At 55.8% G+C, this 18,300-nt stretch carries 18 protein-coding genes; 9 read left to right on the top strand and 9 right to left on the bottom strand.

The genetic code is table 11. The features are described 5' to 3' along the window. The first annotated feature begins 65 nt into the window (after positions 1-65). Positions 66-1,349 (top strand): hypothetical protein, encoded by a 1,284-nt coding sequence (locus C2I35_RS02160; protein ID WP_211286098.1) that lies wholly within the window; start codon positions 66-68, stop codon positions 1,347-1,349. Between the two features lie 7 nt (positions 1,350-1,356). Here C2I35_RS02160 and C2I35_RS02155 read toward each other — a convergent pair whose 3' ends face one another. Further along, positions 1,357-1,986 carry a hypothetical protein gene (locus C2I35_RS02155; protein ID WP_103761370.1) on the bottom strand — a complete coding sequence of 210 codons (630 nt, stop codon included), beginning with the start codon at positions 1,984-1,986 and terminating at the stop codon, positions 1,357-1,359. Between the two features lie 132 nt (positions 1,987-2,118). Continuing rightward, a complete protein-coding gene (locus tag C2I35_RS22715) occupies positions 2,119-2,856 on the bottom strand; it encodes a competence protein CoiA (RefSeq protein WP_146049951.1) in 738 nt (245 codons plus the stop codon). Positions 2,857-3,277: 421 nt separating this feature from the next. Between C2I35_RS22715 and C2I35_RS02145 the strand changes: the two genes are divergently transcribed. Further along, entirely contained in the window at positions 3,278-3,688 is a 411-nt protein-coding gene (locus tag C2I35_RS02145) for a GNAT family protein (protein WP_103761865.1), read from the top strand. A gap of 363 nt (positions 3,689-4,051) precedes the next feature. Here the strand turns inward: C2I35_RS02145 and C2I35_RS02140 are convergent, their stop codons facing one another. Next, a complete protein-coding gene (locus tag C2I35_RS02140) occupies positions 4,052-5,983 on the bottom strand; it encodes an AAA family ATPase (protein ID WP_103761368.1) in 1,932 nt (643 codons plus the stop codon). Positions 5,984-6,527: 544 nt separating this feature from the next. On the opposite strand from C2I35_RS02140, the gene mauJ reads away from it, so the two are divergent. Then, positions 6,528-7,790, top strand: coding sequence for a methylamine utilization protein MauJ (gene mauJ, locus C2I35_RS02135; protein ID WP_146049950.1), 1,263 nt, complete (start codon positions 6,528-6,530; stop codon positions 7,788-7,790). Here mauJ and C2I35_RS22055 read toward each other — a convergent pair. The 4 genes from C2I35_RS22055 to C2I35_RS02120 form a co-directional block, all read right to left on the bottom strand. Further along, complete coding sequence (locus C2I35_RS22055; RefSeq protein WP_170067095.1) at positions 7,782-7,922, bottom strand: hypothetical protein; 141 nt, start codon at positions 7,920-7,922, stop codon at positions 7,782-7,784. The two genes, mauJ and C2I35_RS22055, sit on opposite strands and share 9 nt — an antisense overlap. Before the next feature lie 56 nt (positions 7,923-7,978). Then, positions 7,979-8,362, bottom strand: a complete 384-nt coding sequence (locus C2I35_RS02130) for a hypothetical protein (RefSeq protein WP_103761366.1) — start codon at positions 8,360-8,362, stop codon at positions 7,979-7,981. Next, a complete protein-coding gene (locus C2I35_RS02125) occupies positions 8,359-9,681 on the bottom strand; it encodes a recombinase family protein (RefSeq protein WP_103761864.1) in 1,323 nt (440 codons plus the stop codon). The genes C2I35_RS02130 and C2I35_RS02125 overlap by 4 nt, the downstream gene beginning before the upstream one ends. Positions 9,682-9,880: 199 nt before the next feature. Beyond that, a complete protein-coding gene (locus tag C2I35_RS02120; protein ID WP_103761365.1) occupies positions 9,881-10,333 on the bottom strand; it encodes a DUF2924 domain-containing protein in 453 nt (150 codons plus the stop codon). 346 nt (positions 10,334-10,679) lie between these two features. Between C2I35_RS02120 and C2I35_RS02110 the strand changes: the two genes are divergently transcribed. From C2I35_RS02110 to C2I35_RS02085, 6 genes are all read left to right on the top strand, one after another. Beyond that, positions 10,680-11,333, top strand: coding sequence for a hypothetical protein (locus tag C2I35_RS02110; protein ID WP_103761364.1), 654 nt, complete (start codon positions 10,680-10,682; stop codon positions 11,331-11,333). A 101-nt stretch (positions 11,334-11,434) separates the two neighbouring features. Next, the gene (locus C2I35_RS02105; protein ID WP_103761363.1) at positions 11,435-11,647 is read left to right on the top strand and encodes a hypothetical protein; all 213 of its coding nucleotides are present in this window, start codon (positions 11,435-11,437) and stop codon (positions 11,645-11,647) included. A gap of 198 nt (positions 11,648-11,845) precedes the next feature. Next, the gene (locus C2I35_RS02100; protein ID WP_103761362.1) at positions 11,846-12,472 is read left to right on the top strand and encodes an ECF-type sigma factor; all 627 of its coding nucleotides are present in this window, start codon (positions 11,846-11,848) and stop codon (positions 12,470-12,472) included. 65 nt (positions 12,473-12,537) lie between these two features. Continuing rightward, entirely contained in the window at positions 12,538-12,714 is a 177-nt protein-coding gene (locus tag C2I35_RS22050) for a hypothetical protein (protein ID WP_170067094.1), read from the top strand. Beyond that, entirely contained in the window at positions 12,714-12,911 is a 198-nt protein-coding gene (locus C2I35_RS02090) for a helix-turn-helix transcriptional regulator (protein ID WP_103761360.1), read from the top strand. Before C2I35_RS22050 ends, C2I35_RS02090 begins: the two co-directional genes overlap by 1 nt. A gap of 3 nt (positions 12,912-12,914) precedes the next feature. Beyond that, complete coding sequence (locus C2I35_RS02085) at positions 12,915-15,941, top strand: bifunctional DNA primase/polymerase (RefSeq protein WP_103761359.1); 3,027 nt, start codon at positions 12,915-12,917, stop codon at positions 15,939-15,941. A gap of 75 nt (positions 15,942-16,016) precedes the next feature. Here C2I35_RS02085 and C2I35_RS02080 read toward each other — a convergent pair whose 3' ends face one another. Together C2I35_RS02080 and C2I35_RS02075 are read right to left on the bottom strand one after the other, a co-directional pair. After that, positions 16,017-16,793 carry a hypothetical protein gene (locus tag C2I35_RS02080; protein WP_103761862.1) on the bottom strand — a complete coding sequence of 259 codons (777 nt, stop codon included), beginning with the start codon at positions 16,791-16,793 and terminating at the stop codon, positions 16,017-16,019. 281 nt (positions 16,794-17,074) lie between these two features. Further along, a protein-coding gene (locus C2I35_RS02075) for an IS3 family transposase (RefSeq protein WP_103761358.1) occupies positions 17,075-18,264 on the bottom strand; the annotation gives its coding sequence in 2 pieces (ribosomal slippage) (positions 17,075-18,012 and positions 18,012-18,264; 1,191 coding nt in all). Positions 18,265-18,300 lie beyond the last annotated feature (36 nt).

The raw sequence follows: 18,300 nt of genomic DNA, 5'->3' as shown, positions 1-18,300 counted from the left end.
CATTGGTTTTCAGCGCTCCACTATATATAGTGCACATACAGTCACTAACCACTTAAGAGATGAGTATGCGCGGCTATCGTTCCACGCCAGAGGACTACCTATTCCACAAAGGCGACTGGCACGCCACCCAAGAAGGTTGGAGGAACGAACTCGTTGCCAAGATTGGCGCGATGAATGGCGACGAGCTTCTGAATATTTCGACAACGGATTTGGCGCGTTACTATGTCGACGAGTACACATTCGAGGTGCCAGTCATCCACGACGATGAATTGGTTGTGGATCAAAGAGAAACCAAAATTGACGTGAGCCAAGACCGTGACCGCATTATTCATGATCGTTCGCGGCCGGTCCTCATCACCGGAACAACGATAGATGTCGAAGTGCCGTTCACTGGCAACAAGGTTGGTTTTGACATTCAGCCCTCCACTCGAAACTTCAATAATCCGATGGCTAGGGTCCGCGACGGGGTCGTCGAGTTCTCGGTTACTGGGACCGATCTGTCAGCTGAACGAGTGAAACAAGAAATTGAACGAGTACTCAACTCAATCAATACGCATCTCGGTTGGCTTGCCAACGATGCCAATGGCTACAACGCCGGATTGGAAAACCTTGCCACAAGAACAATCGAGCGGCGCAAGGAAAAACTACTGAAAGACAAGTCGCTAGTTGCTGGGCTTGGTTTCAGAATGAAAGAACGCCCAGGTGCTAAGGAAACGTTTGCAGCACCAAAGGTCCGAAGAAACATACGACCACAGACACCAAAGCCAACCGCATCCAAAGTTGCATACAACCCAGAACCAATCCTTACAGACGATGACTACGAGCATATATTGTCCGTCTTGGCAAATATGGTCAGTGTCATGGAGCAGAGTCCCGGAGCGTTTCGCGAGATCGATGAGGAAAGCCTGCGGACGCACTTCCTGATGCAATTGAACGGACACTTTTCTGGCGATGCGACAGGAGAAACCTTCAACTACGAAGGCAAGACCGACATTCTCATCAAAGTAGATGGGCGAAACATTTTCATCGGAGAGTGCAAGTTTTGGACGGGCGAAAAGGGCTATCTCGAGACGCTCGATCAGGTGCTTTCGTACCTTAGCTGGCGTGACACCAAAGCGGCTGTTTTGATTTTCAGCCGAAACAAGGATTTCACCGGTGTGCTCGAAAAGATCGAGGAAAGCACGCACAAGCACCCCAACTGCAAAAAGTTGGTTAAGAAACGAAACGAAGGCAGTTGGACATATCTGTTCGGACACAAGGACGACGCCAATCGAGAAATCTCGATAACCGTGCAGGCATACAATGTGCCTGAGAGGATTGAGCCTCGCACCCGAACAATCTGCACCTAGATCGCTTTCAACGACCTTTTTTCGTTAGAAAGGTAAAGTCGGTAAGGCCTGCCTTCACAAACAGCTCTATTTTCTCTTCTTCTGAAGCTGGCGATGAAACGGTCGGTTTGAAAATGGCCTCAACGGCAGAAAGGAATTTGGTCGCTTGATCAATGGTCGTGGTCAGTGTGCTTTCGAAACGCTTGAAATCCGGCGGGTACATGAGGTCGGTTTCAGAGTCGAAAATCTTGTGGTTACCTTCTGAGTCCACATAGGTGTTGATAGCTGTCTCGAGCAGCCAGTAGTTGTACATCAGGATGATGCCTGCATCATGATCCCGATCCAAAGTCAGAGGAAGTTCGGGTTTCCACTCTAAGGTCTTCTCGATTAGGTCGTCGGTGATATGGCCGGTGAACTTGTTTCGCAGATATGAAAAGAACTCTGCGTTGGCGCGACAGTCGTCGAATAACCTGCTTAGTTCCCGATGGTCAGCATACATGGATCGTATGGACTTCTCGAATTCGCAAAGATTGTGGAAGGCCAAGAAGGCCGTCTTGATGTGAGCAATCGAAAGGATGAGGCCCTTGCGGTTTATCTCAGATTTGGCCTCTTCAAGATCATTTTGAATGATCAGGCTTTGTACTAGACGCTTTTCCATGCTGGTGCCTTTCGAAACTAAGCTAGATTCACGAGTGTCAGGTAAAGGCAAGCTGCAATGCAGCGTCGAAAACCGCAACGAACGTCGGGAATGGGCCGTATCTGCGAAGCAGTCCGGTTCTGTATGAAGTCTTCAGCACCGCCTATTAGAAAACCTCAGTCGTAAAACGTTTTTGAGGACGCTGCGAACTGCGGAAATATGTACACGTTCCGAATAGATAGCCCTCAACAGTTCATCCCGCGTCAGAGGTTCCACCAAGCGGCGACCTCGCACCGAGCCAGGATACAACAGGAATAGTCGAGTGGGTGCTGACGAAGTTTCAGCATTTGGGCCCATGTAGTCAAAACAGATTGGAACGCTGCTTTCCAACCAATCGCTGGGAAAAAGCTCGTTGGCCTCACTTGTCAAAAACAGGTTTGTCCGCTGGCCACCGTGAAAAATCTCGGTAAGCGCTCCACGCCACCCCAAGATCTTGCTACGGTTACCCTTCAATCTAGAACCATCAACCACCCAAAGCATATTTTTATAGAAGGCTTCCCGGGCTCGACGTTCTTTGGGATCGAGATGAGAATGTTGAACCTCCAGAGTAAGGCCGGCCAGCGTGTATACGTCAGCTATATGTCTCTCACCGGTGTCATGATCCTCAAATACCCTTTCTTGCCAACCTAATGGAAACTCGTTTTTCCAGTTCCGATGCCAATCTGTTTCTGGCTCCCACCAAGGATCGCAGTCCACTTTGCTTTTGTGCGCCCAATGGTGGACCCTAATCTCGCCGCATCGCGGGATCATTTCAGAGTTGCAAAACGGGCAATGCCCAACTGCGCCAGGGATCGGTCTGCTTCGAATACCCTCTATTAATGCGGTTAACATCTGGTCGAGTCGCGTTTGTAAGTTTGGAGCCGCCTACACCTAGCAGGCTTCCCAGCGATCATGAACTGCAACAGGAAATATTCGCACATTAATCTGCGAGTAGCGGCGCACAGCAGACAACAAGCCCTCTTATGGCTCAGGGGACGCAAGGTTTGCTCTGGTGAAGCTGCAGTGCGGCATCAGTGAACTACTTGTATGTCCGCATTGGGCCGGCAGCGGACTCGTGCCAGGCATAAGGTGAGCATCAGCTGTGCGGGACTTTGCTGCCGTCCGCAGAGCTGACTCCAATGTCGGGTTGGGAGGTTGCTGCCACCGCGCTGCCGGGATACGGCAGCTGAAGGACATAGGGGACGACACGTTGACACATGAGATTACATTTTCCCGGCTGATTGATGTGCCAACTTCCGAAATTTCCGAGCACATGTCCAACGCTAGGGTTGCTGAACACATGCCGCTTTTGACGGGTGCGTGGGACACGGAGATGGCACTCAAATTCGTCAAAATGAAAGAGGCGTACTGGGCCCGGGATGGACTCGGGCATTGGGCATTTCTGGTCGACGGCGAATACGTTGGGTGGGGCGGTTTTCAGAAAGAAGGTGACGAGTGGGATTTCGGGCTCGTCTTGCGGCCGGATGCGTTTGGCCTTGGCAGGCGCATTTCAAGAAAGGCCATAGACTTCGCCATCGCTGACGACCGCATCCCATTTGTGACGTTTCTGCTGCCACCCTCCAGGAAGAATCTTGGAGCGCTCGAAAGATTGGGCGCGGTGCAGGTTGGGGATGTCGATTACGACGGGGAGAGGTTCCTGAAGTTCCGACTGGAAACGAAGTAGCCTTGCTCCGCTAAGCAGACCTTCTCGCAGGCCGCAGCATTCGTTACTCTGGGCTCGAACCAGACTTTCTCTGCAAGGTGTACGAAGGTCGCCACTGCGGACAATCCAGCCCCTGAGACGTAAACGGGTAATCGACGCTTCCGGCCCAAACCAGACATTGGCCGATCTCATCGGTGCTGCAATGCAGATTTCAAAGAGCGGACGTCTGACTTAGGGTTTCGTGGGTTTATTTTACGAGTGAGCCGGGGTGCTGATTGTAGAATTTTATATGAAGTCGGATACCGCAAGAATAGCTGCGGTTTGGCGGGAAGGCAGTTGATCCCATTAGGTCGCGCCCAAGCGTTTGCGCACTATCGGCCAAAGTTAGCCTGGCTCGAAGCTTTGAATAATCAACTTAGCAAGTTTTGAGACATACTTCTTGTGCCTCGGGTTGAAAATCTGGAGACCCGATGCTGTCTCGGCTTGCTCCAGAATAATATAGGCAAGGGCTGGCTTCGAAAACTTAAACTCACTGGACTCCAGTGTCCTAAGCTTTGCTGCTTTTCCATCTCCAAAAAAGAGATCATCAGCCACTTTAGTTGGTTGTGGGTAGTAGCGCTCCAAGTAAGTTCTTACAGCAGAGGTAAAAACAGCGTCCTCAATCCAGTCTTCTACTGTCACTGCGCTGTTGTCTTTATCGGCGACGAAGAACACTCGCTTCTTACATACACCGGCTCCAATCAGTTCTTTCTGATAGGTGCGCCCTGCGCCATCTCGGTCGAGAAGATACGCCACGTTTTCGCCCTGAGTTGCGAAACGGCGAATTTCAGTTTTCGAGTGTGTGGCAAGGCCGGGAACAACTTGGAAGCCATTGTGCTCGGTGTTGTTCACTTGGCGCAATATGGTCGGAACCAAGATCATCTCAGTGGGCCCCTCACAAACAAGGGCTCTACGAATTGGGAAGAAAGCCAAAGTTTGCGCACCCATACCATAGAGCAAAGGCGAGAATCCGAGTGCGTCGTTTGACCAAAAATTGTTTTCAACCCGACTAACGGAGAATCCTTTCTCGGTGCTTTCGGGCTTTACTAAGCGAACGCCGACTCCCAAGTCTTCGGGAAGGCAACCAGCCGAATGCGTTGTGTATATGACTTGGGACGCCAGATTTCGCTCAGTCAAAGTTTGAATAAGGTCTGCTTGAGCGTCATAGTGTAAGTGCTGTTCGGCTTCATCGATGAGCAAGATGGGTGTGCGAGCGTTCTGCCGTATGATGAACGCAACTAAGGCGGCATATTGCTTAAAGCCATCGCTACGGTCAGCCAGCGGACTGAACTGTCTTGACTGGTCTTCCTCGGTCAGAACCATGATTTCAAGATTTGGTCGCTGCCAAGAGAACTGCAGGGCGACATCTGATTGTGACCACGTTTCTGCGAAAATGTCCCTAAGTCGAACATTGGCACTATCAATCATCGACTGAACTCTATCGGTTCTGTTCGCGGTGAAGCTCGCCTTTAACGCTCGCAAATCAAGGCCTGAAACTTCGCATAAGTTCCGAAGGGCTTTGCTTGGTTCAACGCTTGATTTTGGGTTCTCGTGCTCAAAATGTGACAAGTTGTAAGTAGGCTGAATTTCACGATCGTCTTGTGAAAACTCGACGAACGCAGGCTCTTTGCTGTCAGCAATTTTTAGTGCTGTGTCGTTTGGGTGAGGAGCACGCTCCACAAGTAGGAATCTTTGGATTTCAGCGGCAAAGTCGCGAACGTATTTAGGCGCGCTATCTGTGTTATTATTACTTAGGGCGGACGAAACTTCTTCTAATAGCGCGAGATCGTTCTGTGAGATAGTTTCCTGATCTACATCCAATTTCATACTAAGGCGAACTAACGCATTGTGATCCAACTCCTCATCGTCCATCACCTTCACCAGAAAAGAGTTCTTGGCAGCTCTACTCAGTTTAGTCATGAAGCCAGCGCGATGAGACTTACTCCTTGCAACCTTTGGTATTAGTTCGTGACTAAGTTCTCCTTCGTCATTCTTGCGCACAACATATTGTTTTGGAGTATCGCTCCCAATTTCCTCATGATCTTCGCTAGAAAGGTCGTAAACTAACTCGGCTGATATTTTGGCGTCTTCTGGGTACTTGTGTCGATCATGAATTGCCCAGTCTTCGCCTTCCTTCATCTTTGACAGGAGCGCCAAAATTGAACTCTTGCCTGCTTCATTTGGGCCTACCAGCACGGTCAATTTGCTGCCGGTTTTGAGGGTGTTCTTGTGAAGAAAACGACGGTAGCCGCTGAAAGTCATTCTGCTCAGTCTCATTACGGTTTTCCCGTTGGTGCTGTCAGATGAGCTTGCACATTGGCCAAGTCACGTTCAAGCCGGTAAAGGCAATACAATGGCGTGCTGTGGTTTCGATGGAATGACCACTTGCTCGTCACGCAAAGAATTTCTCGCACCTGCAACAAACTTCCGCTTCTCACCCATCGCGACGAATGCTGCGCCTGACGCCAAGGTCTGAGAAGGGCTCAAACTAGACCTTCTCCGCAAAGTGCATCAAGGTCGCGAATGCGGGACGAAGCGGTCGAACGTTCAATTTATTCAAAATGGTGCAAGCGACCAAAGGGGACACCGGAACTCTATAGGTCGGGCGGAATTTGGCCATTCGCCGCTTGCGCAAAAAGCCGACAAGTCAAGGCGAAAGTGGCTAATCGAGATTTCAAAGCAGACCGGGTTCAATGAAAGCACCATATGCAGCATTCCTAGCCTTCTTGATTGGACCAAGGTTGGGTTTGAGGTGCGAGGCTAGTATCAATGCCTTGAATTGCTCACTGAGCAAAAGAACTTAATGCAATAGGGCTTGCTTATGGAATGTGTTGCTCACTATGAAATCATGTCGGACGTTTCTATCATCTCCGATGATCACGTACTGACGATCACCGATCCAGCAGGAGCTTTCAAAGCCAGGGTAAAAAACATCCCACGGACAGAGTTCACTACTCCATTTCTGCTATCGTTACAAATCTACTTTGAAGCGCCAGACTTAGAGGCTGCAAAAGAGAGCGTCGATGAAGTTATGGCACATTGCCTGAACATGCTTGCGTTCACGACAGGTGCTGGATTTCGAAAGCATCGGATTCGAAAGATCATTGACGGAAGCAATCCCTCAGAAATGAGGATGAGGGACGCTCTGATGTGGAGTGAGAAAGTTGAATATGATGATCCACAACCATTTCTCAGAGATGAAAATGCGGCTTCCATAGAGCGCTTGCTGAAGCACGATGTATCGCCCGCAGTTAAGCGGGCACTTCGCTGGTACAGGATCGGCGTTGACGCAGCTTCGCCTGACGACCAATTCACCTACTTCTGGTTCGCGCTTGAGATCGTGGCAGAGTTCAACAAGCCGACAGAGAAAGTGCACGACCAATGCCCGCACTGTCGGGAACCGCTGTATTGCGAGAAGTGTGAAAAGCATCCGATGCATCGGCCATATGCAAAACAGGCAATCAGAGCGTTGGTTCAGGAAGCTGCGCCCGACAGCGATGCTGGAACTTTCGAGCTCCTCGACAAGACGCGAAATAGCTTGATGCACGGTTCAACGCTCGAAGAAATCGAAGACGCCTTGCCCGATTCAGAGGACCATGTGGTCGATGTCTTGGGGCGCATCTTGTGGAAGGCACTGATCATGCAGTTCCCAAAAGAGCTATTCAAAGAACAAGTCGTCATGGGAACACCAGAAACATACGTGCATTACAAAATGAACATGGTGGCAAAAGTTCAAACAGTGTTCCCGGCCGACCAAGACGGCTACTACGATCTCGATTCAAATTCCATTACAGTGGAGATGAAGCCTTCCGGCCCCCCTCAAAGCGCATTGCCGTCTGTCGTACGAATGACGAAAGAACAATACGGAACACTTTGTAAGCTATCGTATGGAAAAAGCGAGCAAAGGGAGATGCTGGAACGGCTGCGAAGCCATGCCCAGGAACACGAAGGACACATACTTGTTCAAGTGCTCTCAACCGACAAAACCACCATCGATCAAGCAATAGATAAAAAGGAGGATGGGGAGTGGCAAAATCTGTTCCGAGAGATAATCAACCCAGCCGAAGACAATGGATCAAACTGAAGCATCGTTGCCCGAGCCGCAGCGCCGAATCTTGCTGGCCAGTTCAATGGCAAGAAAGGGCAGATAGTGAGACTTTGCAAAGTCCGCTTCATGCGCTTCGCCGCCCTTCGGGTGACCCGCAGTATTTGTCATTTTGGGCTCGGAGCGGTCATTCGCTGCACTGAGTTTTAATGTCCGTAAGAGTGTTGTCAGCAGAACTGACTCTCCTGTGCACTCCACTCCGATGGAAACTGCTCCAACACCCGTGCTAGAGTTACCTTCGGACCCTGCTTCCCTTCCAGGATCGTCTCGAGGATGTCGGGCGCAAGCAATGTGAGCCGCAGCACGCGGGTCGTGTAGGAGTGTGCGATCCCTTCGCTCTGGGCCAAATCGCCGATGGTTGCGTACTCTCCCGACTCCAGCATCCGCTTCCACCGGAATGCGCGCGCTAGCGCCTTTAAGAGTGTGCTGTCTGTCCGGCGCGGTTGCATGGCACCATCCGGCATCTGCATCTCCTTTCGCCCCCCGCGCTTCACAACGCGGAACGGCACGTGGAGCGTCACCGTCTCGGGGATCGGAGCCCCGCGGGTCATGCTGCCGCCTCCATGCCACCGGCCTGCATCTCGCGCGCTAGGCCGCTGAGGCCGTCGATGCGCAGGCGGACTTTGAGCCCGTCCGTGCCGATGTCAACTCGCTCGACCAGCAGCGCCACAATGCGCGCCTGCTCTGCGGGGAAGAGCTCCTCCCAGAGCGGATCGAGCTGCTGGAGTGCTGCGCGGGCGTTGGCCTCGGTGATGTCGTCAGCGTGGCCGCGTGCCGCCTTCCACGTTCCCGCCACGACCTCAGGCTGGCGGAAAACGGTGCGCAACTGATCGACGACTGCGGCCTCGATCTCGGCGGCGGAGACACGTCCCACCGGGCACGACCCTGCGCCATGCTTCAGCACCGTCTGGCTGACATAGTAGCGGTAGAGCTTGTCGCCCTTGCGGGTGTGCGTCGGCGAGAAGGCCGCGCCGTCGGGGCCGAACAGAAGCGCCTTCAGCAGTGCGGGCGTCTCGGCGCGGGTGCGGGCGGCTCGCTTGCGCGGGCTTTCCTGCAGGATGGCGTGAACGCGGTCCCATGTCTCGCGGGCGATGATGGCGTCGTGCTCGCCGGGGTAGCTCTCGCCCTTGTGGACCGCTTCGCCGATATAGGCGCGGTTGTTCAGCATCCGGTACAGGTACTTCTTGTCGATCCGGTTGCCGCGCGGAGTACGGATGCCGCGTTGATCGACTTCGCGCGCCAGTTCTGTTCCCGAGCCGATTTCAAGAAAACGAGCGAAGATCCAACGGACGTGTTCGGCCTTCGCTTCATCGATCAGCAACTTCCGGTTCTCGACCCGGTATCCTAAAGGCGGCACGCCGCCCATCCACATGCCCTTGCGCCGAGATGCCGCGATCTTGTCGCGAATGCGCTCGGCAGTGACCTCGCGTTCGAACTGGGCGAAGGATAGCAGGATGTTCAGCGTCAGCCGGCCCATGGACGTGGTCGTGTTGAACGACTGCGTTACCGACACGAAGGTCACGCCGTTCCGGTCGAACACCTCGACCAGCTTTGCGAAGTCGGCGAGTGACCGGCTGAGACGGTCGATCTTGTAGACAACGACCACGTTGACCAGCCCGTCTTCGATGTCTTCCGTGAGACGCTGAAGGGCAGGGCGGTCGAGCGTGCCGCCGGATATGCCGCCATCATCATACTGATCGCGAACAAGAACCCAGCCCTCCGACCTCTGGCTGGCGATATAGGCCTCGCAGGCCTCCCGCTGAGCGTGGAGCGAATTGAACTCCTGCTCGAGCCCTTCCTCGGAGGACTTGCGGGTGTAGATCGCGCAACGCAGCTTGCGAAAGATAGCTTCATCACCATGTTTACTCATATTCATAGGAAAGGTGCTCCGTGATGAAATTGAAACGCCGCAAGAGAACCAAGGCCCAGCGAATTTCTGATCACGATGAAATTGCCCGGAGATTTCCACGAAAGAGTAGAAAGGGAGATGCTCTCGGTGGCTTCAAGAATTGGCTTAAAGGTCCTGCAAAGCAGGGAGGTTTGGTTAACCCAAGGTAGTCTGACGTTTCTCACGATTTTCTCCGGCTCTTGAGACCGAAAAACACCCAGCCGTTCCAGCGCGTGCCGGTGATGGCCCGAGCTATGGCAGACAACGATTTGTAGGGTCGGCCTTGCCACTCGAAGCCGTCGCTGGTGACAGTCACCACATGTTCGACGCCCTGCCATTCCCGGATGAGGCGCGTGCCGGCGATGGGCATGCCGTGATCGGCACGGCGTCGGCTCTTCTTGCGATCGCCACCATCGAGCTCTTCGCCCAGCCGTTCCAGTCGGCGGATGGTCTCCGGCTTCAGCCCGCCGTAGGTCAGTTCCTGGATGCGATAGGCCAGCCTGCTTTCGAGGTGGCGGCGATTGAAGGGTGGAGGCTCGCTGTCGAAAAGGTCGCGCCAGTGCGCCTTCAGCTCCGGCGTCGTGGCGGTCTTCAGCGCAGCCAGGCGCGCGGGAATCGGGTCTTGCTTTGTCATGCATGTCCTCCGGTTTCGGTGGTTGCATGACCGCTCCGGTCGGGCGGAGAGTGAAGCGAACTTTCTCCCGCCCGTGCAGATACTTCGCTTGACTGGCGCTGATGCAGGCGGACCAGGCCGAGCGCCAGGATCTTGCAGAGCGCCGCGCGACGTTCGAGGGGCGTCATGTGCGATGGATTAAGCGGGTTGGGCGTTCGGGTGGGCCGGAGTTTCTTCTGTTTCATGTCCTCCAAAAGCCAAACCAGAGACGAAAATGGGACATTGCCTTTGAGGGAGGCCGGATTTTGCATTTTTCATCGCGGTCAATCAATGTGCCGAAGATCTGAGTGATGTACGGGAGGAAATCGTGAACAAGTCGGCAAGCGCGAACACTCCATTCCAGGATTTTGAAGGTTTCGAGCCTCCCGATCCCGACAGTAAGATTTCCAAAGACGATTATGCGCTGCTGCTGGACCTGGAGAAGCAACAGTTCAAGTTTTGCCGTGAGCTTGATCGATCGAATGCGGAGAAAACCTCCGTCAAATCTCAAGCCGTTCGCGAGTGGTGGTGCATCGCTAATGCGATCCTCTGGACGTACCAGCGTGACAATGCACATGAAGGCGACCGTCTCGATCCAATGCCGATGGCTGTTCTAAGCAGGCTTGCCAAAATGGCCGACGATTTGAGACATGGAAACATTCCTGACTTCATCAAAGATGTTGCAGTTGCCGGAAAAGGCAGACCGTATTGGCGGATGGAAAGACGGGCCATAGGCTATGCGCTTCTATACATCGAAGCCGCTGCGCGCGGTGAGATCGAAGACGGCAGACCCAAATCTAGTGTTGCCAAGTTATATGACGTGTCCGGACAAACCGTACGGAATTGGATCCAGCGTCGCAGCGAATTTGTCACTGGCATCTCGAAGGGTCAAAGCACCCCTCAGATGCTCAACAGCTTGATCCATGAGCATGGCGAAACTTTTGCGCGTATAGGCCGCAGCACCATGAAGGGCGTTAGATAAAGAAATAGCCCAAACCATCCCTTGCGATAGCTTGGGCTATTTTCTTCGAAGAATGTCGAGTTTTTTGCCAGGCACCGTCAACTTCTGAAAGGTGCAGGCAAATGCCGACATTCACGACCTTCCATGACCAAAAGAATTCTCGGTCCGGCGCAATAAACCACGCCAGTGATTGGCGCTGCACCTGCTGCGGCAAGCTGCTCGGCCGCCGGCACGGGGCGGCGATCCTGGTGCAGTTCGCACGCGGACATCGCTACCGCATCTCGCGTCCGGCATCGGCGGTCTGCCGGAGCTGCGGCACCCTGAACGAAACCTGATCTCTAAACGGGCGGCCTGACGGTCGCCCGCATTTCTTTTTCCAACTCGAGAGGCGCGCGACGCCCTGACCTGGCCACGATGAGGCGCCCGACGCCCGGCCGAAAGGCAGGCGTCTCATGCGAGCCTCTTGGCACGCGCTTCACGCGCAGCTTCTCCGCCGTGCGGAGCGGCTGGCGACCACAAAACACTTCCGCGACATGCAGACCAACCATCCCGATCTGGAAGGTTTTCCGGACGTGCCGGCGTTGCTGGATCATCAACATGCACGGGATAACGATCCGAACGCGAAGAACAAGACATTGCGGGCGCTGGTGACGGCGGCGCAATCACAGGCGGCTTTCGCAGACACGGCGCAAGTCCTTGTGCTGCTGGCGCTTTGGCCCGGGCTCGATGCCCTGCACGGGCGTTTGTCTCGGTACTACAGACAGCATCCCGACATCCTCTGCGCGGAGCTTTCGGCGCGCATGGCGGCGGCAATTGCCCGCGTCGATCTCACGCGCGTGGATCGCCTGGCCGCATCATTGCTGATGAACGTGCGCCGCGACATTCTCCGGGCCCTCAAACGGGACTGGGCACGGCAGGAAGCATTCCTCGACGAGAGTATCACCGCGGCGGAGGCGCCGGCGAGTACTTCTCCGGATCGCGCCCTGCAACGATTGAAGCCGCTGATCGGCGAGGATGCCGGCCTCGTCGTGGCCGTGGTGCTGATGGGGTTTACCCAGAAGGAAGCGGCGCAGGCCCTGGGGATGAGTCACGACGCGGCCCGCAAGCGGTACCAGCGCGCCTTGGCGAAGTTGCACGCCCTCGACGGAAAACTTTCCTGATGACTGTCCCATTCGGGCCTCCGGAGTGGCTTTTCACCTCAAAGACTCAAGCAAGGACACTTCACATGGAAACAGAGAATCAGGCGTATCAGCGGATCCCGGGGCTATACCGGCTCTGGGATCTGCCCTTCGTCATTGACCGCCGTGACGACTACCAGGTGCACTACGTCGAACCGACTGAGGAGGGCACACCGCTCTTTGCGATCTACCGGGCACGCCTGGACGAAGAAGGAGTGGGGTAATGACCGGACAAATACCATCGCACCTCACGCAACACGATCTCGCGTTTCGGTGGCGCGTCAGCCGCCGCACGCTGGAACGCTGGCGTGCGCAGGGCAGGGGGCCTGACTGGCTCAAAATCTGCGGCCGGGTGCTCTATCGCCGGTCGGACGTCGAGGCATTCGAGGAAGCCGGGCGGCGGCAGAGGGATCCTCAATAGGCCATGCGCGTGGAGCGGAACCTTCCGACTCCACAGTCAGACGAAAACAGCAACCGGGCTGCCAATGGCGGCCCCGTTGGTGCTGGTCACATCACATTCGGGCAGGCCGCCGAGCAATTGCTGTCGCAGGGCTTCGAGTCACTGCCTATCCGGATGGGAGGGAAAGCGCCCGCAGTCACACGCTGGTCCAGTGTGGAGATCGACGACGCGAAGGTGGCGCAATGGTGCCGTACGCACGCTAATTGCGGCGTGGGCCTTCGCACAGGACGGCTCATCGGGCTCGATATCGATTGTCTGGACGCACATGCCGCCCACCGTGTCCAGTCGCTGGCGGAGGCGCGGTTCGGTGCGACACTCGTCCGGGTCGGTCAGTGGCCAAAACGACTGCTGCTCTATCGGGCGGATCAGGCGTTCCCGAAGCTCAAGTCTGGATCCGTGGAGATCCTTGGGGCCGGCCAACAGTTCGTGGCCTTCGGGAGTCATTCCGGGACAGGAAAACCCTATTACTGGCCAACGGGCGAGACAGTCCTCGATTATGAGATCGACGACTTGCCCCTCATCACGGAAGACGATGCACGTTCCTTTCTGGCCGAAGTTCACCCTGGACCCCAACGGGCCGCGAGGCGAGCAGGTAAGACTGCCCCACGCGCGGCTACAGGCCCGGTCGAGGTCGTTCGCCGCAACGGGTGGGTCGTCGACGGGCGCGATGCCTGGCTTAGCCAGATCGCGTTCCACAGTGTGCATGATCTGATCGATCGGGGCGAAACGCCGGTCCCAGTCGCCCTTGCCTCCCTCGTCTGGGAGCGGTTTGCCAACACCACCGATCTTGATCGCCCGCGTTCGTCGACCGGCCGTGCGTTTGATGTCGCTGACGCCACACGCAAGGTCACCGACAAGCTGGACCTGCTGGATGAGGGGCGGCTGCCCGGCAGGGAGGTCTCCACGCCCACGCTGGACTACACGTCAGCCGCGCTGTCTGTGGAAAAAGGCCGCACGCGTTTGCAGGAGGTGCTGTCAGGCCACTGCGAGAAGGTGCTGGCATGGCACCGGAGCCAGGAGAAAGATCCACCTTCGCTCGGCGTGCGGGCCACGGTAGGTCTTGGCAAGTCCCGCGCCGCGCGCGCAGCGATCAGTGACATGATGCCGGCGCTCCGCGGCCAGGGCTTGCCGCATCGCGTTCTCGTCTTTACGCCCTCCCACGCTTTGGCCGAGGAAACCGCTTGCGCGTGGCGCGATCTCGGCATCGACGCGACGGTGCTCCGAGGCTACGAGCGCAAGGACCCGACAACGGGCGATCCGATGTGTCGTGACATCGAGATGGTCCGGGCCGTTCTCGCGAGCGGGCTTTCCGTGCAGGACCACGCCTGTCGGTCGCGTGAAGGCAACCAATGTAGATTCTTCGAGAGCTGCCTCAAGCAGCAGAACCGCAAGGACGCCGCCGTGGCCGACGTTGTCGTGGCGCCCTATGATGCGCTGTTTTCCGGCCTTGCTTTCTCGGAAGACAATGTGGCGCTCATCCTGGTCGACGAAGGATGCTGGCAGCGGGCTGTCGAGACTTGCTCAGATCTGTTCGTCGAGGATCTGCTCGACGAGCCCTTGCATGGGATGGGCGAGAACAGGGTGGGCGGATCGCCGGTCGCCGCGATGGCTGATCTTTCGGCTTTCCGGCAGGCTGCCGCTCGAGCCTTGCGCCTAGGGCAAAAAGACATGTCCTTGATCCGCAGTCTGCGCGCCGAGGGTCTGACGCATAAGGACTGCCAGCACGCTGCGAAACTGGAAGAGTGGCGTAGGCCGGCTGTGGCCTTCGTGCCCGGTCTCGACAGAGCCCGTCGTGCGGAAGCTCTGCGCACGGCCAAGGCAAACCAGAGGATCGACCTGTTAAGCCGCTTCTGGCGCGCCCTGGCCGATTTGCTGCGCTATGGCGAGCAACCGGGGCAGTCCCTGCAGGTGCGCCCGGCCGGGTCAGATGGCCGGCAGGCGATCGAGATGCGGCGGGTCAAGCGCCTGCATGACAGTCTGCGAGGGAAACCTGTCCTTCACCTCGATGCGACGCTTCGACAGAGCCTCGCAGAAGCGATCCTGCCGCCGATGGAGATCGAGTGTATCAACGTCGCGGCGCCGCACATGCATGTACGCCTAGTCACGGGGAGCTTCGGGAAGTCGATGATCTGCCCGTTGCCGGGCCTGCCGCCAGAAGAATTCCGGCGCCGGGAAAACAGGCTGCGGGAATGCGTGGATTACGTGCGCTGGCACGCGCTCCGGGTTTTCCCGCGCGATGTGCTGGTGGTGACCTACCAAGCCATAGAACCTGCCTTCATTGATATTCCGAACGTCGTGACGGCGCATTTCAACGCCGTCGCCGGGCTCGACATCTACAAGGATGTCGCGATGCTCATCGGCATTGGCCGGCCACTTCCTCCGAGCCAGGAGGCCGAAGAGTTAGCGAGAGCGCTGTTCGGCGGTGTTGAAGCGTCCGGCTATGTTTCGGATCGTGTCGGACTGTACATGCGCACAGGTCGGACGTGCGGGCTAGCCGCGGTGCGGCATAAAGATGAAACTGCAGAGACCCTGCGCGCCGCGATCTGCGACGATGAACTAGTGCAGGCAATCGGCCGGGGGCGTGGGGTGAACAGGACTGCCGCCAATCCGCTGGAAGTGCATATTCTGGCAGACGTGGCGTTACCGCTTGTTTATGACCGCTTGACGTCGTGGGACGCTGAAAAGCCAGACCCTTTCCAGCAGATGCTCTTGGCGAGCGTGGCTGTGAACAGTCCGGCGGATGCCGCCGCTTTGCATCCAGAGCTATTCGGCAACTCCAATGAGGCGAAGCTGGCGATTAAAAGGTCAGCATTTAAGGGTCAAAACCCTATGTATAGTCCTTATAGGGAAATGACCCTTAAATCGGCTGCCTACCGACGTGACGGCCGGGGCCGGTGCTGGCAGCGGGTCTGGTGGGTGAGTGGTGACGAAGCACAGATGCGATGTCTCCTCGAAACTGCTCTTGGAAAACTGTCTGGCTGGCGAATTTAGATGCGCGCGCGTCAAAGTGATGCTGCCAGCGGTCGTTGGTGAAACATGCGGCGAACTTCAGCTTTGAGCCCAAATCTACGTGCTCACTTCATCCTTATTCTCTAATTGATCGATTTGTTCAGTTGTGATCTCACTTTCTTCATAAGGCAAAAACTGACCGCCGATCTCTTGATGAGTTTCTCCAAAGCGAGGGTTGTATTTCAAAGCATCTACACGCTCTATTATTGGAATTCTATGCTTCGACGTGTGTTGACGACCATGCGCATCCCTTAGACGGACCTTTATCGTTGTGTGGCCATGTTTAGGTGTTGGGAAACAGCCGCCCCAGCTTTCTTGTTGCTCGAAATACACAACTCCATTTGTCGCTTCACCGATCCTAAGGTAAGTTTTCGGTCGCGCGTCAGATAGGTGGTTTATCTGTGTCAAGAAAGGGTACACTTTTGTGCTTCTGCCAATGGCAGCTTGAAAATCTACTAACGCTACCGATTGTTGCGTCAGCCAGAACCACCCTACTCGATACTTCCACCATGATTTAGAGACTGGGCGCAAATGCCAGTGATATCCGATTTCTACGGCAGTAATAGAAGTAGGTGCGCTTCCATAGTTCGTAACATGCAAGTAGAGAGCTATTCCCGTGCGATGAGCATCGAAGCCATTATGTTCGGCTCCTGTATTGTATGTGCACGAAAAGGTTGGTCCATCAATTAGGCTCACCTTTAGTTTTGGCCGTCGGCGGAGCGCAGAAAAAATTCCGCTAACCCAACCAAGTAGTACCGTAACCAAAAAAATGAGGAATGTAAGAACACCTTGGTTCGCGTTCATCCAAGACAAGAAACTTGAAACAATGTCCATCAGCAAAAATTCTTCCATATCAAAAGCTAAACTGGATCGGTTGGCTGGCTCAACAATCCACTACAGTATCTTGGATGCATGTTTCTTCATCGCAGCCGCACTGGCGCACCTGGGAGTAAGTTTAACTAAGGTATTAATTAACGGCGCCCAAGATGAATTTCCGCTTGGTCCCGCATAGCTGACTTTAATGAATCTTATAGCTAATGTTCGGTTTTTGTATGTGGTCGATCAACCTTGAGTGCTTGAGGATTTAGGCGCCGAAATGACCTGCCACTGAACTTTCATCCAGCCGCGACCGGAGCCCGGTTTGTGTTTACGCCTGTTGGCGCAGGTTGAGCAATCGCCCGACGCGCGGAGCTTTCATCTCGCGCAGCGGGGCGGGCGATTGCGGTGGTCAGGGTCCGCGCGTAGTCAGCAGGGGTCTGGTAGTCCAAGGCCGAATGCGGGCGTTCGGTGTTGTAGTCGGCGGCCCAGGCGGCGATGACGACCCGCGCGTGTGCCAAGTTGCGGAACATGGTCTCGTTGAGCAGTTCGTCGCGCATCCGCCCGTTGAAACTCTCCACGAAGCCGTTTTGCATGGGTTTTCCCGGCGCGATGCAGTGCCATTCGATCCGCTGCTCGGAGCACCACCGCAGGATCGCGTTGCTGGTCAGTTCGGTCCCGTTGTCGCTGACAATCATGCCGGGCTTTCCGCGCCGCTCGATCAGGGCCGTCAGCTCCCGTGCCACACGCCGCCCCGAGATCGAAGTGTCCGGGATCGCAGCCAGGCATTCGCGGGTGACGTCGTCGACCACGTTGAGAACGCGGAAACGCTGGCCATTGGCGAACTGGTCGTGAACGAAATCCAGTGACCAGCGTGCATTGGGCCGTGCCTCGACCAGGATCGGCGCCCGGGTCCCAACAGCCTTGCGTCGGGCCTTTCGCTTGCGCACCGTCAGCCCTTCCTCGCGGTAGAGCCGATAGATCCGGTTGACCCCGGAAGGCTCTCCCTCGCGGCGCAGCAGGACGAAGAGCCGCCGGTATCCGAACCGCCGACGTTCATTAGCCAGCTCCCGTAACCGACCACGCAGCTCCGTATCAGGCGCACGCTGCGACTGGTAGCGGACCATCTTGCGATCCGCCCCGGCGATCCGGCACGCCCGCCGTTCTGAGAGCCCGAACCGGGCCTTCAGATGCGCGACCGCCTCGCGCTTCACAGCAGGCGTCACCACTTTTTTGAAACCAGTTCCTTCATCGCGGAAAGATCGAGCATTTGTTCGGCCAGCAGCTTCTTGAGCTTCGCGTTCTCATCCTCGAGCGCCTTCAGCCGCTTGGCCTCCGACACCGTCATGCCGCCGAACTTGGCCTTCCAGTTATAGAACGTCCCTTCAGACATGCCGTGCTTGCGGCACAGGTCCGCGCACTTCGCGCCCGCCTCGTGCTCCGTCAGGATGCCGATGATCTGATCGTCCGTAAATCTCGTTCGCTTCATTGTCCGTCCTCAAGTTGGGCCGGACTCTAATCGATG

The sequence above is a fragment of the Roseovarius confluentis genome (assembly GCF_002917925.1).
GTDB classification, from domain to species: domain Bacteria; phylum Pseudomonadota; class Alphaproteobacteria; order Rhodobacterales; family Rhodobacteraceae; genus Roseovarius; species Roseovarius confluentis.
The sequence above is the reverse complement of the archived record's forward strand: the minus strand, read 5'-3'. Positions and strand labels throughout refer to the sequence as shown.

Excerpts from the sequence above, each read along its gene's own strand:
- C2I35_RS22055 (WP_170067095.1), bottom strand. The coding sequence starts at position 7,922 with ATGACAAATACTGCGGGTCACCCGAAGGGCGGCGAAGCGCATGAAGCG.
- C2I35_RS02155 (WP_103761370.1), bottom strand. The coding sequence starts at position 1,986 with ATGGAAAAGCGTCTAGTACAAAGCCTGATCATTCAAAATGATCTTGAA.
- mauJ (WP_146049950.1), top strand. The coding sequence starts at position 6,528 with ATGGAATGTGTTGCTCACTATGAAATCATGTCGGACGTTTCTATCATC.
- C2I35_RS02125 (WP_103761864.1), bottom strand. The coding sequence starts at position 9,681 with ATGAGTAAACATGGTGATGAAGCTATCTTTCGCAAGCTGCGTTGCGCG.
- C2I35_RS02090 (WP_103761360.1), top strand. The coding sequence starts at position 12,714 with ATGACCGGACAAATACCATCGCACCTCACGCAACACGATCTCGCGTTT.
- C2I35_RS02085 (WP_103761359.1), top strand. The coding sequence starts at position 12,915 with ATGCGCGTGGAGCGGAACCTTCCGACTCCACAGTCAGACGAAAACAGC.
- C2I35_RS02080 (WP_103761862.1), bottom strand. The coding sequence starts at position 16,793 with ATGGACATTGTTTCAAGTTTCTTGTCTTGGATGAACGCGAACCAAGGT.
- C2I35_RS22050 (WP_170067094.1), top strand. The coding sequence starts at position 12,538 with ATGGAAACAGAGAATCAGGCGTATCAGCGGATCCCGGGGCTATACCGG.
- C2I35_RS02105 (WP_103761363.1), top strand. The coding sequence starts at position 11,435 with ATGCCGACATTCACGACCTTCCATGACCAAAAGAATTCTCGGTCCGGC.
- C2I35_RS02160 (WP_211286098.1), top strand. The coding sequence starts at position 66 with ATGCGCGGCTATCGTTCCACGCCAGAGGACTACCTATTCCACAAAGGC.
- C2I35_RS02100 (WP_103761362.1), top strand. The coding sequence starts at position 11,846 with ATGCAGACCAACCATCCCGATCTGGAAGGTTTTCCGGACGTGCCGGCG.
- C2I35_RS02120 (WP_103761365.1), bottom strand. The coding sequence starts at position 10,333 with ATGACAAAGCAAGACCCGATTCCCGCGCGCCTGGCTGCGCTGAAGACC.
- C2I35_RS02130 (WP_103761366.1), bottom strand. The coding sequence starts at position 8,362 with ATGACCCGCGGGGCTCCGATCCCCGAGACGGTGACGCTCCACGTGCCG.
- C2I35_RS02145 (WP_103761865.1), top strand. The coding sequence starts at position 3,278 with ATGTCCAACGCTAGGGTTGCTGAACACATGCCGCTTTTGACGGGTGCG.
- C2I35_RS22715 (WP_146049951.1), bottom strand. The coding sequence starts at position 2,856 with ATGTTAACCGCATTAATAGAGGGTATTCGAAGCAGACCGATCCCTGGC.
- C2I35_RS02140 (WP_103761368.1), bottom strand. The coding sequence starts at position 5,983 with ATGAGACTGAGCAGAATGACTTTCAGCGGCTACCGTCGTTTTCTTCAC.